The sequence below is a fragment of the Prochlorococcus marinus XMU1406 genome, from assembly GCF_017696055.1.
Classification (GTDB): domain Bacteria; phylum Cyanobacteriota; class Cyanobacteriia; order PCC-6307; family Cyanobiaceae; genus Prochlorococcus_A; species Prochlorococcus_A marinus_W.
The window spans coordinates 837,848-859,527 of sequence record NZ_JAAORG010000001.1 but is presented as its reverse complement, the minus strand read 5'-3'; the positions used below and the strand labels follow the sequence as shown (position 1 = coordinate 859,527).

At 28.1% G+C, this 21,680-nt stretch carries 32 protein-coding genes and 1 tRNA gene; 12 read left to right on the top strand and 21 right to left on the bottom strand.

Annotated features, from left to right (window positions below; all coding sequences use genetic code 11):
- Positions 1 to 9 precede the first annotated feature (9 nt).
- The 4 genes from HA149_RS04955 to HA149_RS04940 all read right to left on the bottom strand — a co-directional run bounded on the left by HA149_RS04955 (position 10) and on the right by HA149_RS04940 (position 3,287).
- Positions 10 to 2,232: an RNB domain-containing ribonuclease gene (locus tag HA149_RS04955; RefSeq protein ID WP_209113566.1), complete on the bottom strand. Its 2,223-nt coding sequence runs from the start codon at positions 2,230 to 2,232 to the stop codon at positions 10 to 12.
- 72 nt (positions 2,233 to 2,304) lie between these two features.
- Positions 2,305 to 2,616 (bottom strand): TMEM165/GDT1 family protein, encoded by a 312-nt coding sequence (locus HA149_RS04950; protein ID WP_025881545.1) that lies wholly within the window; start codon positions 2,614 to 2,616, stop codon positions 2,305 to 2,307.
- Entirely contained in the window at positions 2,617 to 2,943 is a 327-nt protein-coding gene (locus tag HA149_RS04945) for a TMEM165/GDT1 family protein (RefSeq protein WP_025923209.1), read from the bottom strand. It abuts the gene before it with no gap.
- Positions 2,940 to 3,287, bottom strand: coding sequence for a YkgJ family cysteine cluster protein (locus tag HA149_RS04940; RefSeq protein WP_209113564.1), 348 nt, complete (start codon positions 3,285 to 3,287; stop codon positions 2,940 to 2,942). Before HA149_RS04940 ends, HA149_RS04945 begins: the two co-directional genes overlap by 4 nt.
- An 82-nt stretch (positions 3,288 to 3,369) precedes the next feature.
- On the opposite strand from HA149_RS04940, the gene psb30 reads away from it, so the two are divergent.
- From psb30 to HA149_RS04925, 3 genes are read left to right on the top strand one after another with little or no spacing between them, the layout of a single operon-like run.
- Positions 3,370 to 3,447 carry a photosystem II reaction center protein Ycf12/Psb30 gene (psb30, locus tag HA149_RS09675; RefSeq protein ID WP_144010216.1) on the top strand — a complete coding sequence of 26 codons (78 nt, stop codon included), beginning with the start codon at positions 3,370 to 3,372 and terminating at the stop codon, positions 3,445 to 3,447.
- Between the two features lie 15 nt (positions 3,448 to 3,462).
- Positions 3,463 to 4,224, top strand: a complete 762-nt coding sequence (locus HA149_RS04930) for an HAD-IA family hydrolase (protein WP_209113562.1) — start codon at positions 3,463 to 3,465, stop codon at positions 4,222 to 4,224.
- Complete coding sequence (locus tag HA149_RS04925) at positions 4,211 to 4,537, top strand: DUF565 domain-containing protein (RefSeq protein ID WP_025924501.1); 327 nt, start codon at positions 4,211 to 4,213, stop codon at positions 4,535 to 4,537. Before HA149_RS04930 ends, HA149_RS04925 begins: the two co-directional genes overlap by 14 nt.
- A gap of 3 nt (positions 4,538 to 4,540) precedes the next feature.
- Here HA149_RS04925 and rpmF read toward each other — a convergent pair whose 3' ends face one another.
- Positions 4,541 to 4,711: a 50S ribosomal protein L32 gene (gene rpmF, locus HA149_RS04920; RefSeq protein ID WP_002805281.1), complete on the bottom strand. Its 171-nt coding sequence runs from the start codon at positions 4,709 to 4,711 to the stop codon at positions 4,541 to 4,543.
- Positions 4,712 to 4,842: 131 nt separating this feature from the next.
- On the opposite strand from rpmF, the gene ftsH reads away from it, so the two are divergent.
- Positions 4,843 to 6,597, top strand: a complete 1,755-nt coding sequence (ftsH, locus tag HA149_RS04915; protein ID WP_209113560.1) for an ATP-dependent zinc metalloprotease FtsH — start codon at positions 4,843 to 4,845, stop codon at positions 6,595 to 6,597.
- An 800-nt stretch (positions 6,598 to 7,397) separates the two neighbouring features.
- Here ftsH and HA149_RS04910 read toward each other — a convergent pair.
- On the bottom strand, positions 7,398 to 7,982 hold the full coding sequence (locus HA149_RS04910; protein WP_025933553.1) for a peroxiredoxin: 585 nt from the start codon (positions 7,980 to 7,982) through the stop codon (positions 7,398 to 7,400).
- A gap of 303 nt (positions 7,983 to 8,285) precedes the next feature.
- On the opposite strand from HA149_RS04910, the gene HA149_RS04905 reads away from it, so the two are divergent.
- Positions 8,286 to 8,444, top strand: coding sequence for a hypothetical protein (locus HA149_RS04905; RefSeq protein WP_209113557.1), 159 nt, complete (start codon positions 8,286 to 8,288; stop codon positions 8,442 to 8,444).
- 4 nt (positions 8,445 to 8,448) lie between these two features.
- Here the strand turns inward: HA149_RS04905 and HA149_RS04900 are convergent, their stop codons facing one another.
- Together HA149_RS04900 and HA149_RS04895 are read right to left on the bottom strand one after the other, a co-directional pair.
- Complete coding sequence (locus HA149_RS04900) at positions 8,449 to 8,670, bottom strand: hypothetical protein (protein WP_209113555.1); 222 nt, start codon at positions 8,668 to 8,670, stop codon at positions 8,449 to 8,451.
- 63 nt (positions 8,671 to 8,733) lie between these two features.
- Complete coding sequence (locus tag HA149_RS04895) at positions 8,734 to 8,901, bottom strand: hypothetical protein (protein WP_209113553.1); 168 nt, start codon at positions 8,899 to 8,901, stop codon at positions 8,734 to 8,736.
- A gap of 196 nt (positions 8,902 to 9,097) precedes the next feature.
- Here HA149_RS04895 and HA149_RS04890 point away from each other — a divergent pair, with 196 nt between their 5' ends.
- Positions 9,098 to 9,265, top strand: coding sequence for a hypothetical protein (locus tag HA149_RS04890; RefSeq protein ID WP_209113551.1), 168 nt, complete (start codon positions 9,098 to 9,100; stop codon positions 9,263 to 9,265).
- 631 nt (positions 9,266 to 9,896) lie between these two features.
- On the opposite strand, the gene HA149_RS04885 is transcribed toward HA149_RS04890, so the two are convergent.
- A complete protein-coding gene (locus HA149_RS04885; RefSeq protein WP_209113549.1) occupies positions 9,897 to 10,049 on the bottom strand; it encodes a hypothetical protein in 153 nt (50 codons plus the stop codon).
- 75 nt (positions 10,050 to 10,124) lie between these two features.
- Between HA149_RS04885 and HA149_RS04880 the strand changes: the two genes are divergently transcribed.
- The 3 genes from HA149_RS04880 to HA149_RS04870 all read left to right on the top strand — a co-directional run bounded on the left by HA149_RS04880 (position 10,125) and on the right by HA149_RS04870 (position 11,295).
- Positions 10,125 to 10,490, top strand: a complete 366-nt coding sequence (locus HA149_RS04880; RefSeq protein WP_209113547.1) for a hypothetical protein — start codon at positions 10,125 to 10,127, stop codon at positions 10,488 to 10,490.
- Between the two features lie 266 nt (positions 10,491 to 10,756).
- Positions 10,757 to 10,909, top strand: coding sequence for a hypothetical protein (locus tag HA149_RS04875; protein ID WP_209113545.1), 153 nt, complete (start codon positions 10,757 to 10,759; stop codon positions 10,907 to 10,909).
- Positions 10,906 to 11,295: a hypothetical protein gene (locus HA149_RS04870; protein ID WP_209113543.1), complete on the top strand. Its 390-nt coding sequence runs from the start codon at positions 10,906 to 10,908 to the stop codon at positions 11,293 to 11,295. The genes HA149_RS04875 and HA149_RS04870 overlap by 4 nt, the downstream gene beginning before the upstream one ends.
- Before the next feature lie 23 nt (positions 11,296 to 11,318).
- Here HA149_RS04870 and HA149_RS04865 read toward each other — a convergent pair whose 3' ends face one another.
- From HA149_RS04865 to HA149_RS04835, 7 genes are all read right to left on the bottom strand, one after another.
- Positions 11,319 to 11,468 (bottom strand): hypothetical protein, encoded by a 150-nt coding sequence (locus tag HA149_RS04865; RefSeq protein ID WP_209113541.1) that lies wholly within the window; start codon positions 11,466 to 11,468, stop codon positions 11,319 to 11,321.
- 352 nt (positions 11,469 to 11,820) lie between these two features.
- On the bottom strand, positions 11,821 to 12,072 hold the full coding sequence (locus tag HA149_RS04860; RefSeq protein WP_209113539.1) for a DUF1651 domain-containing protein: 252 nt from the start codon (positions 12,070 to 12,072) through the stop codon (positions 11,821 to 11,823).
- Positions 12,073 to 12,083: 11 nt separating this feature from the next.
- Positions 12,084 to 12,371 carry an ATP-dependent Clp protease adapter ClpS gene (clpS, locus tag HA149_RS04855; RefSeq protein WP_209113537.1) on the bottom strand — a complete coding sequence of 96 codons (288 nt, stop codon included), beginning with the start codon at positions 12,369 to 12,371 and terminating at the stop codon, positions 12,084 to 12,086.
- Between the two features lie 66 nt (positions 12,372 to 12,437).
- Positions 12,438 to 12,511: transfer RNA gene (locus tag HA149_RS04850), tRNA-Met, on the bottom strand.
- Positions 12,512 to 12,540: 29 nt separating this feature from the next.
- Positions 12,541 to 13,023: a tRNA (cytidine(34)-2'-O)-methyltransferase gene (locus tag HA149_RS04845; RefSeq protein WP_209113534.1), complete on the bottom strand. Its 483-nt coding sequence runs from the start codon at positions 13,021 to 13,023 to the stop codon at positions 12,541 to 12,543.
- Between the two features lie 2 nt (positions 13,024 to 13,025).
- The gene (locus HA149_RS04840) at positions 13,026 to 13,586 is read right to left on the bottom strand and encodes a bifunctional adenosylcobinamide kinase/adenosylcobinamide-phosphate guanylyltransferase (RefSeq protein WP_209113532.1); all 561 of its coding nucleotides are present in this window, start codon (positions 13,584 to 13,586) and stop codon (positions 13,026 to 13,028) included.
- A gap of 10 nt (positions 13,587 to 13,596) precedes the next feature.
- A complete protein-coding gene (locus HA149_RS04835) occupies positions 13,597 to 13,908 on the bottom strand; it encodes a fusion glycoprotein F0 (protein ID WP_209113530.1) in 312 nt (103 codons plus the stop codon).
- A gap of 111 nt (positions 13,909 to 14,019) precedes the next feature.
- Between HA149_RS04835 and HA149_RS04830 the strand changes: the two genes are divergently transcribed.
- Positions 14,020 to 14,646 carry a cofactor assembly of complex C subunit B gene (locus HA149_RS04830; protein ID WP_209113528.1) on the top strand — a complete coding sequence of 209 codons (627 nt, stop codon included), beginning with the start codon at positions 14,020 to 14,022 and terminating at the stop codon, positions 14,644 to 14,646.
- On the opposite strand, the gene lptC is transcribed toward HA149_RS04830, so the two are convergent.
- The 5 genes from lptC to rpmG form a co-directional block, all read right to left on the bottom strand.
- Positions 14,643 to 15,266, bottom strand: a complete 624-nt coding sequence (gene lptC / locus HA149_RS04825; protein WP_245154671.1) for an LPS export ABC transporter periplasmic protein LptC — start codon at positions 15,264 to 15,266, stop codon at positions 14,643 to 14,645. The genes HA149_RS04830 and lptC overlap by 4 nt on opposite strands.
- Entirely contained in the window at positions 15,250 to 16,794 is a 1,545-nt protein-coding gene (metG, locus tag HA149_RS04820) for a methionine--tRNA ligase (RefSeq protein WP_209113526.1), read from the bottom strand. Before metG ends, lptC begins: the two co-directional genes overlap by 17 nt.
- Before the next feature lie 68 nt (positions 16,795 to 16,862).
- Positions 16,863 to 18,047, bottom strand: a complete 1,185-nt coding sequence (locus HA149_RS04815) for a ribonuclease catalytic domain-containing protein (protein ID WP_209113524.1) — start codon at positions 18,045 to 18,047, stop codon at positions 16,863 to 16,865.
- A 46-nt stretch (positions 18,048 to 18,093) separates the two neighbouring features.
- Positions 18,094 to 18,315, bottom strand: coding sequence for a 30S ribosomal protein S18 (gene rpsR, locus HA149_RS04810; protein WP_002806014.1), 222 nt, complete (start codon positions 18,313 to 18,315; stop codon positions 18,094 to 18,096).
- A gap of 17 nt (positions 18,316 to 18,332) precedes the next feature.
- Positions 18,333 to 18,527, bottom strand: a complete 195-nt coding sequence (rpmG, locus tag HA149_RS04805; protein ID WP_002805540.1) for a 50S ribosomal protein L33 — start codon at positions 18,525 to 18,527, stop codon at positions 18,333 to 18,335.
- A gap of 101 nt (positions 18,528 to 18,628) precedes the next feature.
- Between rpmG and pheT the strand changes: the two genes are divergently transcribed.
- Together pheT and HA149_RS04795 are read left to right on the top strand one after the other, a co-directional pair.
- Positions 18,629 to 21,073, top strand: a complete 2,445-nt coding sequence (gene pheT / locus HA149_RS04800; RefSeq protein WP_209113522.1) for a phenylalanine--tRNA ligase subunit beta — start codon at positions 18,629 to 18,631, stop codon at positions 21,071 to 21,073.
- A 105-nt stretch (positions 21,074 to 21,178) separates the two neighbouring features.
- A complete protein-coding gene (locus HA149_RS04795) occupies positions 21,179 to 21,427 on the top strand; it encodes a hypothetical protein (RefSeq protein WP_209113520.1) in 249 nt (82 codons plus the stop codon).
- The last annotated feature ends 253 nt before the right edge of the window (positions 21,428 to 21,680 follow it).

The window sequence follows — 21,680 nt, the reverse complement described above, 5'->3', positions numbered from 1 at the left end:
AAAATTTATTTATGTTAATTCTAAATCAATTTGATATTTAAGGATGTCGACTTTTATGATTTTTACTTCTATTGCATCTCCAACTTTATATGATTTTTTAGATTTTCTTCCAATCAATAGATTTTGCCTTGACCTATATTCATACCAATCATTATTAAGAGTGCTTACGTGTACTAAACCCTCTACATTTAGTTCTGATATATCAACAAAGAAACCATATGTTTGTACTGATAATATAAACCCACTATAAATATTACCTAGTAATTTTTCTGCTTTTCTTACTTTTTTTATATTTATCATATTAGATTTATAGTGGTTAACTTTGTACTTGAATTCATTTAGTTTATCTATCACAAACTTATTAAATAATATTTCTAAATTTTTTGAAATTGATGAATTAAATATATCCCAATTAACTAAGTCTAATGAATTACTTTCAGATATATTAATTGCATTTATATTATTTTTCTTTGATTTCTTACCATTAATTATCATATTAAAAATACAGTACTGGTTTATAAGATTTGTGAAGTCAAATCCAGGAATTGTCCATGGAGAAATAAATAATTTTTCTGTTTCATCATTATCAGGATTTTTTGATATCAACCTTATTTCATTGTCCTTAAATTCATTAATTAGAAGTTTATGTAAGATTCTTTTTTTATTATCATCGCCGCATAATTTAATTACTTGACTAAATGTCAAGTTGCCATCTTCATTAAGCTCTATATCATTATCAATAAATTCTGAAAATTTGATGATTTCATTAGCATTAACGTAATCTATTCCATTTGAGATGTATCCTGCACTTTTTAAGCCATATTGATTTGAATGTTTGAACCATATTAAATTAGCTTCATATAGTATTGGTGAAAGGTAAGTTTGGCAATCTTCTTTATTTAATGATTCAAAGTATCCTTTTGAATATTCAGCTGGATTGTGAACAAAAAATTCTTCTAGTGCTTCAATTTTATTAAGTGGGGCAGGAATTTCAACCTTACCCTCCAAAAGATGTTTTTGTCTGAATGAACATGAAATTTCAAGTATTTTATCTAAATCGTCAATATATTCCTTTATAGGTTTTAATACCCGAGAGGTTATTCTTGATTTACTTTTTCTAGATAAAAGTGCATCAGTATGATCACTTCCAACAATAAGAGAGCATTTTACTAAAGTAAGATGAAATGACCAATCAATTATTTCATTATCACTATTTAAATTCAGGCAGAGGCTTATTGCTTCATTCTTTTCACCAAATTTAAATTCAGAATCATTTTTTATGGCTTCACTAATGTAGTTTTGCCAATCATTTAATAAAGGTAATGATTCTAAGCCTTTAAATAATATTTCTAGAGATTTTTTACTATTTAGATCTACTCTTTCTGCAAGATTATTTGTATGAATCCATAATTTAGTACTTTTATTTTTTAGCTGTTCTATTTGAATCATTGGGAGCATTGGAGAATTCTTAGAATTCCATTTTTTGAATAAATAAGAGTTTTTATCTGTAAGGTCTATCCTCTCCCTTTTTTCTATTTTTTTAGATTCAATATGATTTAAATTATGCGATCTAACGATATTGCTTTTAGATAAAACAAAGTCTGTATCATATTCCTCATTATTGTTTAGTTTTAGTTCTTCTATCACATGACCTACTCCTTCTTCTTGACCTATGGGAAATCTATCAATCTCAACTTTTACTATATTCTTATTTTCTGGTTTGAAAGTGTATTTTTGATTCTCTTTTGGAAGTTTAATTTTAGAAAGGATTCTATCGTCTATTGGGATTGCGTATACATCATTGTTTATTATTTCAACTTTAGAAAGAAGTATTTGATTTGATCTTTCAAGAATACAATCAACTATTCCCTCAGGTGATCTTCTTCTATAACCCTCTTTTATTATCCTTACTAAAACTTTATCTCCATTCCATGCATAGTTAAGTAGATTTTCTTTAATATAGATATCTTCTTTGTCTTTTCCCCTTACAGCAAAGCAATAGCCTTTGCTACTACATCTTATTTTAGCGACAAGATGATCATTATCCTTTATGCAAGTATATTCATCATTTTCATTTTTATTAATTATTTCAAGTTTTTCTAGAGCTGTTAAAGCAATATCTAATTTATCCTTATCAGATTTCTTTGTAATTTTTAATAATCTGCATAATTTTTTATATTCTAATCCTTCTGACTGATTAAGATTATCAATTATTGAAGATGATGTGAACATGATCTAAATGAAATTATCAATTAATTTAGGGGTATACACTTCATTATTACACCTTATTATCCAAGCTTAAAACTAATTATTTTCTTTCTCTTCTTTTTCTTCTTTTTCGATGGTGAAAGAGTTGATAAAAAGCCTTATACCAATGATGAAAAATGTAATGGACGCTATTGACTTAAGAACTACTTCGGGTAAAAAACTTGAAATAGAACCACCTGTTAAAGCTCCTAGTAAACTTGCAAAAACAAGTGCTGAAGAAGATCCTAAAAAAACTGCTAATGGTTTATTTGAAGTGCCACTTATAGTTAAAGTAGCTAGTTGAGTTTTGTCACCTAATTCAGCTATGAAAACGGTTAGAAATGTTGATAGTAATAAACTTAAAACCATTTATAAATAATTTTTGAATGTTTCATAAGCTAAAAATATACTTATCAATATCATTAAAGTACCAGTAGATAAAGCAAATTTGCTAGGAGATATTTTTTTTGATACCCATTTACCAATAAGAACTCCTACTATGCTAGAGCTTATTAATGCTAGAGAACTTCCAAGAAAAACAACTATTGGCCTGCCCGATTCGGCAGAAAGCATTAATGTTGCTATCTGAGTTTTATCGCCAAGTTCAGCAATAAAAATTGTTGTAAAAGTCGTTATAAATATTGAAAAAAAACTTTTTTCTAAATTGTTTTCTTTTTTTTCTAATTTACTATTCATTTTCCAGAAACAGCAATTCTAAAAGATTTCATCTCTTTACTTTGGTATCCATAATTTGATGAAATATGTTGCTTGCAGCAATCTATCAAAAATTTATCACCAGATTTCAAATATCCTTTAAATGAAGTTGAAAATTCACTTACACGGCAAAAATGTGGTCTGGTTTCATAAATTAAGCATTTTTTATTTTCTCTGTCCAGATTTTTACACCAACCGTCTTTAGCCGTCATCGAATTTATCAAAGCTATATCTTCTTTGTTAAGTTTGTTAGCCAAATCGCTTCTTTCTTTCAAGTCGAATTTACAACAAGCTCCACAATTTTCTATACATGTCCATGATTTCATAATTTAATTCAATCTTGTAACGTATCAGTACAGTTTCATCATTTATTTGTAAAAATAGTATCACAAAACATATTCATTAATCATGGCAACACTTATTCCTTTGGCTGTAGTTGCGTTAGCAGGACCAGCAATAATTGCTCTTGTTTTTTACCGTAAATAAAAGAATTTCTTTTTGGTGACTTATCTGGAGGGTGTTTATTGGGATTTAGATGGTACCATCGCAAATACAGAATTAGAGGCCCATTTACCTGCTTTTAATAATGCTTTTAATGACCTTAGCATTGATTGGAATTGGGATACTAATACATACATAAAACTTCTGAAGATAAATGGGGGCAATAATAGGATTGCATATTACGCTAAATATAATAATGATAATTTCTCAGAAGATTTAATTCTCAAAATTCATGAAACAAAGCAGTTTCATTATTTAGAAATTATAAAAAAAAATTGCGTTAGTTTGAAAACTGGTGTTTTTAGATTAATAAATGAATTACATAGAAAAAAAGTAAGACAATTTATTGTTACTTCAAGTTCAAGAATTCAAGCCAATCTTCTTGTTGATTATCTTTTTAATGGCATGAACCCTTTTGAGTTCATTATTTCAAGCGAAGACGTTGAATTAAAGAAACCAAATCCATTACCATATTTAAAGGCTGTCCAATTAAGTGGTATAAACAAAAACAACTCAATTGTTTTTGAAGACTCCAATCCAGGATTGAAATCTTCTTTGGCAGCTAACTTGCCAACAATTTTTGTTCCTTCAAATATCCCAATTGTTCTTGAGGAAAATATTAAATTAGATTGTATTTTAGACAGTCTTGGTGATCAGAATAATGTGGCAAATGTAATCAAAGGCCCTAAACTAAAAAAATCATACATTGACTATAACTTTCTAAGTGATTATTTAGTGTCTTTTAGGAATGCAAAAAACTAATTTTTCAAGAATTACCTACCAGTTAAATAATTTATTTTTTGGTTTTCTAAGTGATACTTGGAGAACAAAATCTATTGGCCTAATTTCTGTTTTGACAGGTTATTTTTTGTTCGCAAATTTTATTACAAAATTTATATCTGAAGGTAAAAATGAGTTAATAATGGTCCCAATAATCATTATTTTTATTGAAATCATTATAAGAATTAAACCTGCCGCAAGTTCAAAGTTTTATTATCTATGGACCGTAGTTGATAAATTAAGAATTGGTGCAATTTATGCCGTTATACTTGAAGCATTTAAATTAGGATCTTAAAAGCTACTCTTCTTCTTCTTCCTCAATAGGATAAACAAATCCTTGAGCTTTCCCAGTTAAAACTGATTTACCTAAAGATATAGCTTTTTGAGCTGCTATTGCTGCTTTTCCTTTCCAAACAGCGTGCCTTTGGTTCCTTTTGCTCTTTGATTTTTTCTTCTTTGGTACAGCCATTCTGTTTCTTTATTTCCATATAATAATATAACCTTTAACTGGTTATCTCCAAAACTTTTGAGTATATTTTGTTTATATACGTCAATTTTTTAAATAAGCATATATGCTTTATTAATCACTTATAAAGATTAGTGTTTAGATCAAAATTCTCATATTCAGATTCTAAATCAAGTTATTCGGATCTTCTAGAAGATATAGAGACGGGGAAAATAGAATCAATATTTTTCTATCCAAGGCAGAGAGAAATTGATGTTCTGTATAAAAATGGAGATAAATTTAAAATACCTATCCTTTACAACGATCAATTAATCCTTGAAAAGGCTACTGAAAATAAGGTAGATCTAACTATTAACAATAGTAGAAAAGAAGCCTCAGCTGCTAATTCATTCGCTTCAATAAGTCTTTTCCTAATTTTCATATTAGCTATAGTCTTAATCTTGAGGAGTACATCAAAATTGGCCTCCAGAGCTTTTGGTTTCACCAAAAATCAATCTAAATTTGTAACTATTGATGATGTAGAAACGAGATTCGATGATGTAGCTGGTGTCCCTGAAGCCGCAGAGGAATTAAAAGAGGTAATAACATTTTTGAAAGAACCAAAGAAATTTGAAAATCTTGGAGCGAAAGTTCCTAAGGGAGTTCTTCTAATAGGCCCACCAGGGACAGGAAAAACATTATTAGCTAAAGCAATTGCGGGTGAATCAGGAGTACCTTTTCTCTCAATATCGGCTTCGGAGTTTATAGAACTTTTTGTTGGTGTTGGAGCAAGTCGAGTTCGTGATCTGTTCTCTAAGGCTAAGGAAAAATCTCCTTGTATAATTTTTATTGATGAAATTGATTCCATTGGTAGGCAAAGAGGGTCTGGGATCGGAGGTGGAAATGATGAAAGAGAACAAACCCTTAATCAGCTTCTGACTGAATTAGATGGTTTTGCTGATAATTCTGGGATTATTGTTTTAGCAGCAACAAATAGACCAGATATTTTGGATGCAGCATTATTAAGACCAGGTAGATTTGATAGGAAAATTGAAGTAATGCTTCCAGATTTAGATGGAAGAAAAAAAATTCTTTCAGTTCACTCACTTTCCAAACCACTTTCAAGCGAGGTTGACTTTGGATATTGGGCTTCTAGAACAGTCGGATTTTCTGGAGCAGATCTTGCAAACTTGATGAACGAGAGTGCTATTCACTGTGCAAGAGACGAATCTAAATTAATCAATGATCTTCATATAGAAAATGCTCTTGATAAAATTACCATTGGCCTTAGAAGCTCATTAATAACTTCTCCTAATATGAAAAAAATTATTGCTTATAACGAAGTAGGTAGAGCAATTGTATCTGCTGTGAGAAATGGAATTGAATCAGTTGATAAAATTACAATTTTACCTAGATCTGGATCTATAGGAGGATATACAAAAATATGCCCTGACGAAGATGTAATTTCTAGTGGATTGATTTCAAAAAAATTATTATTTTCAAAAATTGAAATTGCTCTAGCTGGAAGAGCAGCAGAAACGATAGTTTTTGGTGAACGTGAAATTACACAATGCTCCATAAATGATATCTCTTATGCGACAAATATCGTAAGGGAAATGGTTACAAAATATGGATTTTCAATTATTGGTCCAATTTCAATGGATTCTGATAATAATGAAATGTATTTAGGAGATGGATTATTTAGAAGAAAGCCTCTCATAGCTGAAAATACCAGTTCTAGAATAGATAATGAAATCATAAATATTTCTAAAATTTCATTAAATAATTCAATAAAAATATTGAAAAAAAATAGAGTCTTACTAGATAAATTAGTTGATATACTTTTAAATCAAGAAACTATAGATAAAAAAGTTTTTAAATTAATAACTTCTAAATTGTTGAAAGTTTGATTTAATTGCTTTAAATTAAAAAAAATATTTTCTTGATAATTAAAAACAATACAACGAAGTTATTAGTTACACTTTCATTTTTACTTATTCTTCCATTTGTACAAAAACAATGGTTCAATTTATATTCACTCAATATTAATGATATTTCCTTTTATTTAATCCTTTACTATTTGAGCGGAGCAATATGTCCATCTTTGGTGTATATAAACTCTTTAAAAAACTATACAGATTATAGTTTTACTAAGGATAAAATCCATAGTAAAAAAATAATTAAAGGAAAAAGATTATTATTCCTAGTAGCAATAAATTTAATATTTCTCTCTTTCTTAATAGCTGATTATATATATATAAATTTTGATCTTATAATTAATTTATTTCTTGAAGGAATTAATGTCCCAAAACCGGATATTCCACAGTTATGTTTTTTCATATTTTTAATTTCTATCCTATTAATTTTTAAGAAATCTAGGTTTCTTTTAAAAAAAATAATATTGGTAAATTTTATTTTGATTTCTCTCTATCTTTGGCATCTTCAAATTAACAATATTAGTGTTGATGATCAGTTTCATATTTATAGATATTTTGGTTTAAATGACTTAAATTTAATTAATCTTTTTATATTGGTCTCCATAGAAATTTCTTTTTATACGTGGTCCTTTTTATCATATAAAACTAATTTAAGCGATTGGATCGTGCCAAATCCTCATAAAGTGGATGTCATCCCCATTTTGAATATGTTTATTTTTTATTTTTTTATAATTATTTACTACTCAATACTTACTTAAATGTTTCTTATCCTTCTATAGCGCAGAAAAATATTCCTTACTACCTTTGGGGTCCTCTAACATTGTTTTCTCCCCTGGGGTCCAGTTTGCTGGACATACTTCATCTGGGTTCGCTGCAACGTATTGATAACCTTGAAGAATCCTTAGTGTTTCATCCACATTTCTACCTACAGGAGCCTTGTTAACAGTTGTATGCATAACTACTCCTTCGGGGTTGATAAGAAATAAACCTCTATCGGCCTCTCCATCATCATTAAGGACATTGTACGCTTGGCAAATTTCTCTTTTTAAGTCAGAAACTAAAGGATAGTTAATATCACCTATTCCACCTTCATTTCTTGGTGTTTGTATCCAAGCCAAATGACAGTGTTTGCTATCAACGGATACCCCAAGTATTTCCGTATTAAGTGCTGAGAAATCTTGGTATCTATCACTAAATGCAGTGATTTCAGTAGGACATACAAATGTAAAATCTAGTGGGTAAAAAAATAAAACAACCCATTTACCTCTTAGACCTGAAAGTGTAATTTCCTTAAACTCTTGATCATATACTGCTGTAGCACTAAAGTCTGGTGCTTCTTGGCCAACTTTTAAGCTCATGAAAAAATTTGTCCTTAATTAAATTATGTATGGTCTGAATGACCGTAATAAGTATTATAATTTTATTAATAATGAATTAGCAAGTTTTTTTTTAATTCAATGAAATGGCATTATTTCTTTACTAGAAAATTTACAATTTTAAATCATAATAAACTTTTAAAAAATCTCAAAAAGGAGTTAATTAAATATCCCATTAACAGGCTTGACAATAAAAATTCGAATTAAAAGAAATTTTATTTTATTTAAGATTCCTTTAAATTAAATTCCCTATAATTATAAATAATCTTTTTAATATTTTTAATTATGGCTAAATATATTGAAAGACTAAAAGATAAAATTAAAATAAAAAAATTTGATTCAAATCAGCCAATTGGAGCTTGGATTTTCGTTGTAATATTAAATATAGTAGGATTTGCAGGATATTTTTACTTAAAGATAAATCATATACAACTAGGTAGTTAATAACCTATCTTATTTCCTTTTTAATTGAGCGACAAAAATTTTCAAGCCGTTCATTTCTCGTTAAGTCAGGTAAAGTCCAAATTGATTCTGTCTCAGGTAATGGATCCTTAGTCCATTCTTTGAATTCTTCCATTATCGAAACATTATTTAATTTTGATGTATATTTTTTTCGTTTTTTTAAATATTTTCTTATCACTGAAAGATTTGCCTCAATATATTCCCTCATAATTAAAACTGTTTCTTATACTAATTTATCATTTAGCAAGTTCTGCTTTAAAGAAAAGATTAGTTAGACATTTTGAACTGCTTGAAAAAGTCCAAACGAATAACCTCCTATTAGAATCCATCCAAGTACACTTGATATTATTGTAGATCTTCTATTATGTCGCCTTAAAGCTGATTCAATCATTTCATTAACTTCATCTCTATTAAGGTATTCTTTCTTGGAGTTTTTCATTTTTTTTTCTTTTTACAATAAACGAATTTATAAGAAAGTGAGCTAAAGATTTTTACTTATCAGTAAGAGTTTTTTTTGAGGATTTTTAAATATTTTTATATTAATCAATAAATATATTATGAAATTCTAAAAGTAAATTTTAAAATTTTAAGTTAAGGTATAGGAATTGAAGAATCATAGTTTATTTATACAGATAATGAATATTAATGATAAATCTGTTTTAGATATGCTTAATAAACTTATTGCTATTAAAAGGCTAAATAAAACTCAAATTCTTCAAATGGTGAATTTAGTTTCAATATCAAATGATTTCAATGATTTAAAGGATAATTTGAAATGGGAAAGTTCTAAATCATTTAATTAAAATATTTAAAATACATAACCTCATTGTTTGATTATTATGAATTCTTGAAATTTACATAAAAGATAAATAATAGTTAAATGAATTAATTAAAAGTTTTAATAATAATTTATATAAGCTATTCAAATAAATTTTTGAAAATAATTTTTCATATAAGAAACTTGTTCTTGATTACTATAAATAAATGTTGTTTTCTTATCCTTGCTAATTGATTTAATTAGTATTGTAGAAGTGATTATTATTATTATTATTATTAGTAAGTCTCCAATAGTAATACCTCTCTCCTTAAGATTCATAATAAAACATATATTTTGTTTAAATATAGCCTTTTTTATTTGATAAACTAATATTTTTAACAAACGTGCTCAAAATAAATATTAAGTAAATATAAAAAGAATATAAAAATATTAAGACTATTAGCTTTTGAGTCATATAAAAAAAATAGATTAATTACTTATATGGAAGTCAAAAAAAAAATTCGTAGTTCTTACACTCCTGATTTTTTCTCTAAAGAGATGATTATCACAAAAAATTTACTTAACGAAAATCAACTCAAACTTACTTATCAAAAACGGTTAATCTCAGATCTAGATTATAAGCACAAGGAATGGTCAAAATCTATTGAAAGTGAATTTTAAAAGCTTTCGTTGATTATATTTAAAAGTTTATTTCTTTTATTTGTAGTTTTCTCTTCCCAATGAAGTTTTACTTCATCATTAATGATAGGTTTTGCTTCATAAGCTAGATACCAAAGAATAAATCCGGCAGGAAATATTAAAATATGCATAACAAAATTAGTTGACTTAATTCAAATATAGTGCAACACTTGTAATGTGCAAGTGTGACACTAATTTTTTTAATTATGCCCTCTCCGAGGAAAAGAATTGGTTTTTTGCCAAGTGAAGAAGTTCATGAAATTATTGAAAAATTGTGCACAGCTAATGAATTCAGCCAGTCCAAAGTCACAGGTTTATTGGTCGAAGAAGCGTTGAGGTCTCGTGGTGTATTAAATGAATCTATTGGTCAAAGTGTTGTTGGTAAAGTGGATTTAATCAATTATTCTTTTGATCCAGATACATTCTCTGAAAATAGTAAATCTCCAGGTAATGTGGACGAATATTCAGTTAATAAAAAAGTATTATCTGATGATATCAAAATGATGCATGAATTTATTGAGTTTAAATATTTTAAGAAAGTTATGAAGCGAAATAACAATATTTTTGAATAAATAGTGTCACACTTCTAATGTTTATATGAGGTTACTTCTAAAAGGAATTTAGAAATTAAGCAATAATAAATATTTTTGACTATTTCAAATAAACTTATTAAAGATGGATCCAAAACAAATTGAATCTTTAAAAATTCAGCGGACTAAATCCTCGTGGAGATATGAACCTTAGCCCGCTTTAAAAAAATAGCAATAAAAAAATATAAATACAATAAGTATGTAAATTTATTTTTGACTTAAAATTGGAATATAAAAACTAAACATAAATGGCAGTAACTGAATTAAATGAAGACACGCAGGATCAAATATGCGATCTTCTCGAAAATCTTCAGCAAATAGAGAAACTTAAAAATAAAGATATACGAATTTTGCTTGATAAGATAGTTAGAAAATATGGAGGAAAAGTAGTAAATAAATGAAACGATTATTAATTTCTCTATTAGCTTTTCTTACTTTACCAAATGTTGTTCATAGCTCCCATTTGTATAATCAGAAAGAGCTTATAGTTACCTCAGAAAGCACTAAGGAATCTATCGAGTTAGCAAAATACCTTAATGATAATGGTGTAGTTAAATATTCAGCATATTGGTGTCCTAATTGCCTTAATCAAAGTGAACTATTTGGTAAGCAGGCTTATAAGGAACTTAATGTAGTTGAATGTGCAAGAGATGGCATAAATAGTCAAACTCAATTATGTATTGAAAAAAAAATCAGAGGCTTTCCGACATGGGAAATAAATGGAAAACTAATTTTAGGCGTACTTTCACTAAAAGAGTTATCGAAGTTGACTGGATTTAAGAATTAAGGACCAAGTAAGAAGATTAATGGTTAGATATTAAAGGTTAATTCCTGCGTACCTTTCACACAACCTCCAGCTGGATAATTAATTACTTTTTTTGATATTAATCCAATACTGATTGCAACTAGTCCAATACCAAATAAAGCTCTGGATCTTTTGCTTGAGAAGAGATATTTCATTAAGTATTTATAGTTCTTTAATAATAGGGATTATGAGATTATTACGTGGAATTTCTTTTTAAGATAAAAACTACAAGAAACCCGAAATCTATAATTTTTTTAAAAATGATTTTTAAATATAAGATATCTTGAAAACCTTTAACCACTAAATTCTTATATTGTCTTTAGCATTTTAAGTCTGTATTTGACACTCTTTTTATAATTTAAATGAGACTATTTTTTTTATGAAAGAAAAAGAATTTAATGTTACTCAAGGAATGGCTTTGTTACTTTTGAAGCCATTAAATTTACCCGCTAACTACGTCCTTAATCTCATAATTTATATAACTAACCCTAACAACAATATTGGTTATTAAGATTCTTCCCAAACGGGTTTAGTTCTCCTCCAACCTTGAGAGATTAACTTTTTCCATTCATCTCTAGCTTTATTAACTTTAAGTTCTTCTCTGGTAGTCATTAGAGGTGGTTCTTTTCCTAAAACACCAAGAATTCTTCCAGAGTCAATAAACATATATTCAAAAAATTTATCTTTATTTTGATTATTCTTTGAAAACCTTTTAACCCTTGAACGATTAGAATTTATAAGCCAGAAATCTTCTTTCAATCTTACTTATTTTATGTTTTCTCAATTGGAGCCATTGTTAATCCTTTGCTGAAGAGTTGCTCATGATATAGCTCTGCCTGTTCAAGATTACCTCTCCATACCTCCGCCGATCCTGTCTTGTCAACTTTAATAGTTAGATCCCATGCCCTTTTTTCACTCATGTTTGGGATTATTGTTAGAAGACAATTTGCGACATGTTGAAAAGTATTAAAACTATCATCAAGAACTATTACCCTTGCTTCTGGATATTTTGCTTTAGATTGCTTTGGATCTAAGACTGTACCTAGTGAATTAATCATTATTGTCTTTAATAGATTAAGTCAATAAATTTTCACCTAAATTCTTAAATTAAAAAGTATTGAAAATGTCTCGAGCGTGACTTGAACACGCGACCTGCGGGCTATGAATCCGCCGCTCTAACCAGCTGAGCTACCGAGACATGGAAATATTGTAAGGCATTGGTCGTACTTAATAACCATTTTGAACATTTATTTGTTTATGGGCCTCATATATAGCAATTCCGCATGCTACAGAAAGGTTTAGACTCCTAACACCTTTTTGATCATTTTTTCCAGTATCTAAATTTGGCATAAATATTGATATTAAAAAGTCGCTTTTATCAATAATGGAATCTGGTAATCCTGAATCTTCTCTCCCAAAAAGTAAAATATCATCTTTCTTAAATTTAAAATCCTTCAAATATGATCCATTTTTTTTACTAAAAGAAATTATTCTTTTTCTTGTTTTTGATGCCAAAAATTTTTCAAAATTCTCATACTTATTAACAGTAACGAGAGGCCAATAGTCTAATCCTGCTCTTTTTAAATATTTATCTTCTAGTTTAAAACCCAAGGGCTCTATAAGATTTAAAGTTATATTAAACGCAGCACATGATCTGGCAATATTACCAGTATTTTGTGGGATTCTAGGTTCAAAAAGAGCGACTTCCAATTTTAAGTAGGTATTTCAATACTTATTTCATCTATTTTGATTGCTCTACCGTTTATTGCTAGCCAATTATCTTTTGATATTTTGGTTATTCTCTTTTGTAGTTCGCCGATTCTTTCAATATAAGTATTACCAATTTTATATTCAGAGACCAGACTCCAACCTACTTGTTCTCCAACAATAATTGTTATGCTTTTTCTTTTCATTAAGAGCCTTATAAGTGAATTCATTTTTGTTGACCATTCATTTTGTTCCTTGCCAATACTTTTCATAACGAATCCGCCAATAGAATCTATTAATAATGGACCTTCTTCTTTACTTAATGTTTTTATTAGATCTGTCGTTTCTATTAATTTCCAATCTTTTGGCCTTCTCTTTCGATGTAAATTAATTTTATATTGCCATTCTTTATCATCCAAATTGTTTTCTGATAAGGCAACATATGATAATTTTTTTACCTCCTTTGCAAGATGCTCAGCAAATTCACTTTTGCCACTCTTTGTCCCCCCTGTAATAAAAACTATATAAGATGAATATTCACTATTACTTAAATCCTTGGCATTCATAAATTCTCTATTATTTAGAGAAATACCACCATGTTGCTAAAGGAATAATTGTGGCCGCAATTAACAAACCTATAACTATATAAGTAGCAGTTGAACTCTCAGTATCTTTTGATCTCATAGTGTTAAAATTTGGATCCACTACAGGGTTGTCAATAGATGAAGGCTGACTTTTTTCGTAACTTATAATAGTCTTCTGTTGAGCAATACCAAAATATTTATTTATACTCGGAATTTCATTTGCGTATGTAGTCGAGGGGATAAGAATAAAAATTAAGCCAGTAAAGATTACAGAAAATATATATTTATTGATGTTTAGGTTCATTTTAAAAGGTTTTGATTAATTATATATTAAAAACCATATGATTGAGTAATTTTAAATGTAATAAACAATATAATATTTGCATAATTTAATTAGATATAACATATTTAAAATATGGGATTCAATGGGAAATCATTAATATTAATTGGTGCCATACTCTTTATTTTTCAGATAGCAAATTTCATTTCAATAGAAACAATCACTCCTGAGCTTGAAAGAGCACAAGTGTTAGCTTCAATAGCTTCAATAATTATTATTTTGATAGGTTTTTTATTTAAACAATTCGAACCATTAGCTGGTGAGAAAGCTGCTTTAAAAGGAGAAAATAAGTTTATCTTCGATAGAAACATGCCTGATGAAGTTATTGATGAACTTGCATGGGGTTCTGAAGCGATATTAACTTCTACAGCAGCAGCAGCAATATTAATACACAATGATGGCGTTAATATATTGAGGAGGGGAATGACTTCAAGTAATGATTTTAAACCCGGGGAAACTTGTCTGAGATCTATAAAAGATATGAAATTAATATCATTAGCAAATACTAAATTTTATCCTGGTAGAGATGAATTTTTTAATTTTTGTGCCGACATTCCATCAATCTTAGTTGTACCTATAAATAATAAAGCTTTTATATTGATAGGAGGCTGGAGTGCAAAGTGTTTTACGAAGTCTGATGAAAAATGGATTAATAACTGGTCCAAAAAAATTAAAAATATTTTTACAAAAAATAAATTTTAAAAATAAATTATTGATTTAACTCTTTTATCTTTTGCTTTAAAACTTACTGATTCAGTATTTAAATTATAGTAAGCATTTTCTGAATTTATTTCATATTTATTTTCGTTATTTTCATCTTTTATTATATATTTTACGGGATTAAAAAATTCAATTATGTTATCTGAATCCAATATGGCTTTTCCTGAATTTAAGATGATATTTTGATTTTCAAATCTTATATTACCCTCTAATATATAGTTAGTATTTTCTATATTCCAAGTAAAATAATCAGCATATAAAATATCCCCATCTTTTTTAAGAGTTCTTAATTTAACATTCCCTTTTAATTCCAGGAAATTATTGTTGTCTGATAATGAAGATTCTTCTGAACTAATAATATATTTAGTTTCTTCCCCATTGAGAATATTAATGATAGGTTTTTTTAATTCGAATTTTAATTCAATATTGTCATAACTTGAATTTGGACTGGTAATTGAATATATTTTATCTCCACTTTTAGAGAAAATAGTCATATCTAAACTATCTATTGTTTGTTTAACTTTATTTTCATCAATTACATTTGGGGTGCAACCAAGCATAAATAATGGAAGGAAAATTATTAATCTATAAATTTTGTTCATACTCCAGTTTATTTATGATTGGAGTGGGTTTAGGAAGACTTGAGTTACTTACTAGTAATCCCCAACTTAATTGTTGTTTCCAAGGAATTTCTTCACTATATATAGATCCAAGTTGTTCATTAATTTTTGTAGATAATTCGGGCAATAAAGGTAGTAATAACAATCCTATTATTCGGGTACTTTCTAAAACGTTATAAATAATTTGTTTAACTAGAGGTAGATTATCTTTCTCTTTTATTAACAGCCATGGCTGATTATCATTTAAATACAAATTTGTATTAATTGCTAGGCTGAGTACCTCATTAGCTGCTAGATCTAATTTGTAGTTATCAAAGTTATAAATATAGTTTTCAACTGCAATTTTGGCAGAATTCTCTAATTTATTTTCACTTAAAAAATTTTCATTATTTGGCACTTTATTATCAAACCATTTTCTAGACATAGATGATGTTCTATTTAATAAATTGCCAATTGTATTAGCTAAGTCATTATTGATAATGTCAACAAATCTTTTATCTTGAAAATCCCCATCATTTCCTAGTGATATGTCTTTAATGAGGTACCACCTTACAGGATCATTTCCATATTTTGTAAGCAATAAATCAGGGTCGAGTACATTTCCCAAGCTTTTACCCATTTTTTGCCCCTCTCTTGTAAGAAACCCATGCCCAAAAATCTTTTTAGGAACTTTCATATTGGCAGAAATGAGCATTGCGGGCCAATATACAGCATGGAATCTCAGTATATCTTTACCAATAAAATGAACATCAGCTGGCCATCCTTCATTAATTGATTTTTCTAATAATTTTTCTATCGCATCAGAACTAATGGCGCTTACATATCCAAGTAAAGCATCAAACCATACATAAAAGGTATGGTTATCGTAACCAGGGACAGTAATTCCCCATGTGACATTTGTTCTTGAAATTGAAAAATCCTTTAAACCCCTAGATACAAAATTTATAATTTCATTCTTTCTTTCTATTGGCTCTATAAATGAAGGTTCGTTGATTATTTTCTCAATTTCTTTTTGATATTTTGAAAGTCTAAAAAAGAGATTCTCTTCATTTTTCCATTCTAGATTTTTTTGATGTATGGGACACTTGTATGTTGATGAGTTTTCTGGATTATCTTTAAATTCTTCACAACCGACACAATACCAACCTTTTTGAACTCCCATATAGATATCATCTGATGCTTTTACTCTTTCATAGAATTCATTAACAATAATTTCATGATTTTTTGAGCTTGTTCTTATAAATTTATCAAAGGATATATTCCAATTTTTCCAATTATTATTAAATACTTCTGAGATTTCATCACAATGTGATTTTGGTTCAATACCCTTTTCATTAGCTGTTCTTTGTATTTTCAAACCATGTTCATCAACACCAGTGATGAAAATAACATCTTCACCTGCAAGCCTTTTATATCTAGCTATTGAGTCACAAATTATTGTTGTATATACACTTCCTAAATGAGGTTTATCATTAACATAGTATAAAGGGGTAGTAATGACAAAAGTCATAAAGCTTTTTTATTAATACTAACAGATATTTTTTAAACTAATATCAACCTATTATATTTATTACCTTATTAATAAATAAACTCTAAAAGATTATTATCATTTATAATATATTTAACTTTATATATTTTATTACTATATATTTCTATTGATACAAAAAGAGTAATAAGTATTTCTAGTGAATAATCTGGAAAATAAACCAAAGCAATATTTTTTTTATAATTAATCCACTTAACGAATATTATTCTATAAAAAGGGTTATTTTTAGTCTTAAAAAATAATGTTAAATACTTAAATTTATCATTTTTAAAAATATTATTATTCTCTGATTGTCTATTCTTAGAATAATCAATAATTTTTGAGATTGAATCTTTACTTAGAAGCTTGTAATTATTTATTTTATTATATACTTGCCTTTGTATAATTAAATCTAGATATCTTCTTAATGGTGAAGTACATTGTACATACATTTTAAGACCTAGTGATTCATGGATTCCTGGCTTAGTGGTTATGTAACTTTTACCCATATATTGTTTTAATATTATATATTTAATATCACTATCATTGTATTTATTAAGTATTTCAGATGGATTACAATTTAGTTTCTGAATCCTAAACGCGGCCGCTAGATTATATTTTTCTACAAATAAACTTGTTACATAACCCATTAATATCATTGATTCTGCAACTATAATTTGTGATATTGTTTTCTCTAATTTATTTAGTACAATCTTATCCTTATCTAATTTAATTTTACTATTAGGACTTTCAAAAATAATTGCTCCTTGTTTCTTTCTAAATGTAATACTTTTTTCTAATAAATTTTTAATCTCAATTAATTCTGTTTCTTCTTTAGGTTCTAATTCTAATATTTCATTTGCATCTTCATATGTTAATTGATATTTCGGTTTTATTATTGCTTCAGTTATTTCATAATTATTTATTGATCCATCGTCGTTGAATTCTATTGCTGCACTAATAGTTTCAGAAATTTTGTTTTGAGCTAGATTTGCCTTTTCAACAATATCTTTAGGTAGCATTGGGATATATTGATCAATTAAATATAAACTGCTATTTCTCTTTCTTGCATCTAAATCAACATTAGAGTCATGCAAAAAGAGTTTGCATGGATTACTAATATGTATCCATAAATTTTTTTTATTTCCTTCTTTTATTTCTAATGAAATAGCGTCATCAACTTCATGTGGATCGTCAGAGTCAATAATATATGTTTTTAAATTAGTTAAATCTTTCAAATATTTGAGATACTAAATTATAGTGCCAACTATATTCAATATGAAATTATCCTTCAGGATTTACGAAGGGTAAAAGAGCTACAATTCTGGCTCTTTTAACAGCTAATGTAAGATCTCTTTGTTGCTTAGAGGTTAAACCTGTCATCCTTCTTGGTAGGATTTTACCTCTCTCAGTTATGAATTTTTTTAGTAGTTCTACATCCTTATAGTCAATAGGATCTCCAGGTTTGATAGGTGATAATTGTTTTTTAAAAATTGAATTAGGCATGATTAAATTTGATTTGATTACTTTATTTCTTTATGAATTGTCATTCTGTTTAAATGAGGATTAAACTTTTTTAGTTCTAATCTTTCAGTTGTATTTCTACGATTCTTTTCAGTAGTATATCTTGAGACACCATTTGATCTCTTAGGATCTGTGCTTGTCCTAGCTTCAGTACATTCCAGGGTCACTACAACTCTTGTCCCTTTTTTGGCCATTTTAATTAATACTTTATTGTATAATTTTCTATTGTACATCTTCAACAAACTTTTTTGAAGATAAACTCATTTCTTTTATCATCATTGATTAAAAAATATATATGAAAGTTTCTCAAAATTGGTTGAAAAAATTAGTAGAAATTACTGCTACTCCTGAAGATCTCTCTGAGAAATTGTCTATTGGTGGATTTGAGGTTGAATCATTAGAAGATTGTTCAGAAAATGTAAATGGTGTTGTTTTAGGTAAGGTATTATCTGTTTTAAAACACGAAGGATCTGATAAACTTTCAATTTGCCAAGTTGATATTGGTACTGCAAAGAATTTACAAATTATCTGTGGTGCAAGCAATATTAAACCAAATATTTACGTTTATGTTGCTACTGTCGGCGCGAAATTAAATGCAGTTGATTTAACTATTAAAAGAAGTGAAATTAGAGGTGTCATTAGTGAAGGAATGATATGCTCTTTACAGGAGCTTGGATTAGAAGACTCTAGCGAAGGTATAGAGATCATTGATGATGATTTAGCCTTAAAACATGAATTGGGCACTCCAGGGTCTGACTTGCTTCAATTAAATGATTTTATATATGATTTAGCTATTACAGCTAATAGACCTGACGGCATGTCTGTTATAGGAATAGCCCGTGAAATTTCTGCCCTTTTAGAATCCACATTAAATTTTCCAGAATTAAACCATAAATATAAAATTCATTTACTTAAGGGAATGAAACTTTGTCCAGAGGCTATAGACTCTAATTGCATATATACAATAAGCTGCATTGATGGAGTAAATGGAGATAAATTATCTCCAAAATGGCTTAGAGACCGTATAGAAAAATCAGGTATAAAGTCCATTAATCTTCTAGTTGATTTGACAAACTATATTCTTTTAGAACAAGGGCAACCCTTGCATGCGTTTGATAAAGAAAAACTATCTAATTTAATTGGAAAGGAAGTTTCTCCAGAAGACTTTTCTGTACGAAAAGCCAAGGATAACGAAAGCCTTGTTTGTTTAGATGGTAAAAAATATGAATTAAATGAAAATATTACAGTAGTTACATGCTGCGATAAACCTGTTGCTATTGCTGGGGTGATAGGTGGTTTAGAGACTTCTGTAAGCAATACTACGTCTTCTATTTACCTTGAAGGCGCCGTTTTTAATCCAGTCATTATAAGAAAATCTTCAAAGGCGGTTGGCATAAGAACAGAATCTAGCAGTAGGTATGAAAAAGGGATTACATCAAAAAATACAATAAGTGCAGTAACAAGGGCCATTAATCTTTTAGAAGAATTTTTTTCTATTAATTCACCAATTATCAATACATCGAATTTAAAAAAAAGTGAGGATATATTTATAAAACTACGGAGAAATCGAATACATAAAATTCTTGGTCCATTAATAATTAACGATAAATTTGAAAAAAGAAATTTATCTGATAATGAAATAGTTGATAAATTAATTCTCATAGGTTGTACTTTAAAGAATAAAGAATATGGCTGGGATGTAGCAGTAATTCCCAATAGATCACATGATTTAATAAGAGAAATAGATTTAATTGAAGAAATTGCGAGATTAATAGGGTATGACAGATTCGACTTAAACCTTCCTAATCCAATAAAGCCTGGAAAATTGTCATCAGAACAGTTAGCATTGAGAAAAGTAAAAAATGGCTTCACAGAAAATGGTTTTAATGAGGTACTAAGCTACTCTCTTGTTCCAGAAGATAATGAAAAACTTATAAAGATTTCTAATCCTTTGTTATTAGAAACAAGTTGCCTAAGGGATAATATCTGGAAAGAACATTTGGAGATAGTAAACCGTAATATAAAAGCTGGACAAACAGGTTGTTATATATTTGAAATTGGAAATGTTTTTCAAAAGAAAAATGAGTTCATTCAAGAAGAAGTGCTGAATGGTGCGATTTATGGAAATAGAAAATTTGGAAAATGGATAAATTCGGATAAGGATAATGACCTTAATTATTACCAGGCTAGAGGAAAGTTAAAGGAGGCTTTATCATCTTTGAATATAAAAATCGAAGATAAACCTTCTGATGCATTTAATTTTCTACATCCAGGAAGAACAGCGAAATTAGTTATTGAAGGTAAAGATACAGGTTATTTTGGTGAAATTCATCCTAAACTAATATTAGAAAAGAAGTCATTAAAAAAAGTTTATTTATTTAGCATAAGTGTCTCTAACCTTTTGGGAGCAAGTACTAGAAAAAATAAATGGATTCCAATATATAAGCAATATCCAATTGTTCCGAAAATGGAAAGGGATATAAATTTTGTTTTCAGTAAGAAATTTTTAATTAGCGAAATAACATCACAGATACGAAAAACAGGAAAAAATCTCTTAGAGGATGTAAATTTAATTGATGTTTTTGAAGATACTAAATTTGGAGATGATCATATAAGTTATACATTTAGATTATCTTATAGAGATAAAGATAAAACATTACTAGACTCGGACATTACATCTATACATTCAAATATTATTTCTAATGTTGAAAAATGTTTTAACACTAAATTGAGAAATTAATTGTATTATAAGTCTTATATAAGACTATAAAGTAGTCTATACATAATTCTTATATAAGACAAGCAATAATCCTATAAAACTATTTAATGTTGTATTATTAGTATCATGATCAATCTGCTATCTCTATTGCTATCTTCAGTGCTGTGGGTACAAGTCCCTCAGTGGTCAAATGATTGGTCAAAATGTGCTGTTGATGTTCCTGACACTTCTTGTCATTGGTACATAACTGCACCTGATAATACTTTTGGTGAAGGGTTTGATTGGGCAAGTGCGCCTTGGTTTGACGCAAACGGCTTAAGTGATGTTCCTAGCATGGATAAACAAACTGCTATACAAAAGCTTCAAAGTGAGTAGTACTGTCTATAAGGCAGCGTGAGTAAATATAAACGCCTTTAATGCCAATACTTTTATTATATTATTATTTTATTGGACAACGTAAGGACATAAATTATTTATTTTTGTCAATTTGTATAATTTTGTTGAGCATTAACCGTTTGGGAATATTTTATTAAAATTTATAAAAATATTATATCTAGCTAATCTATTATAAGACTATATATTAGACTATAAGTAAGACTCAAATAAGAAATGCTATACAAACAAAATT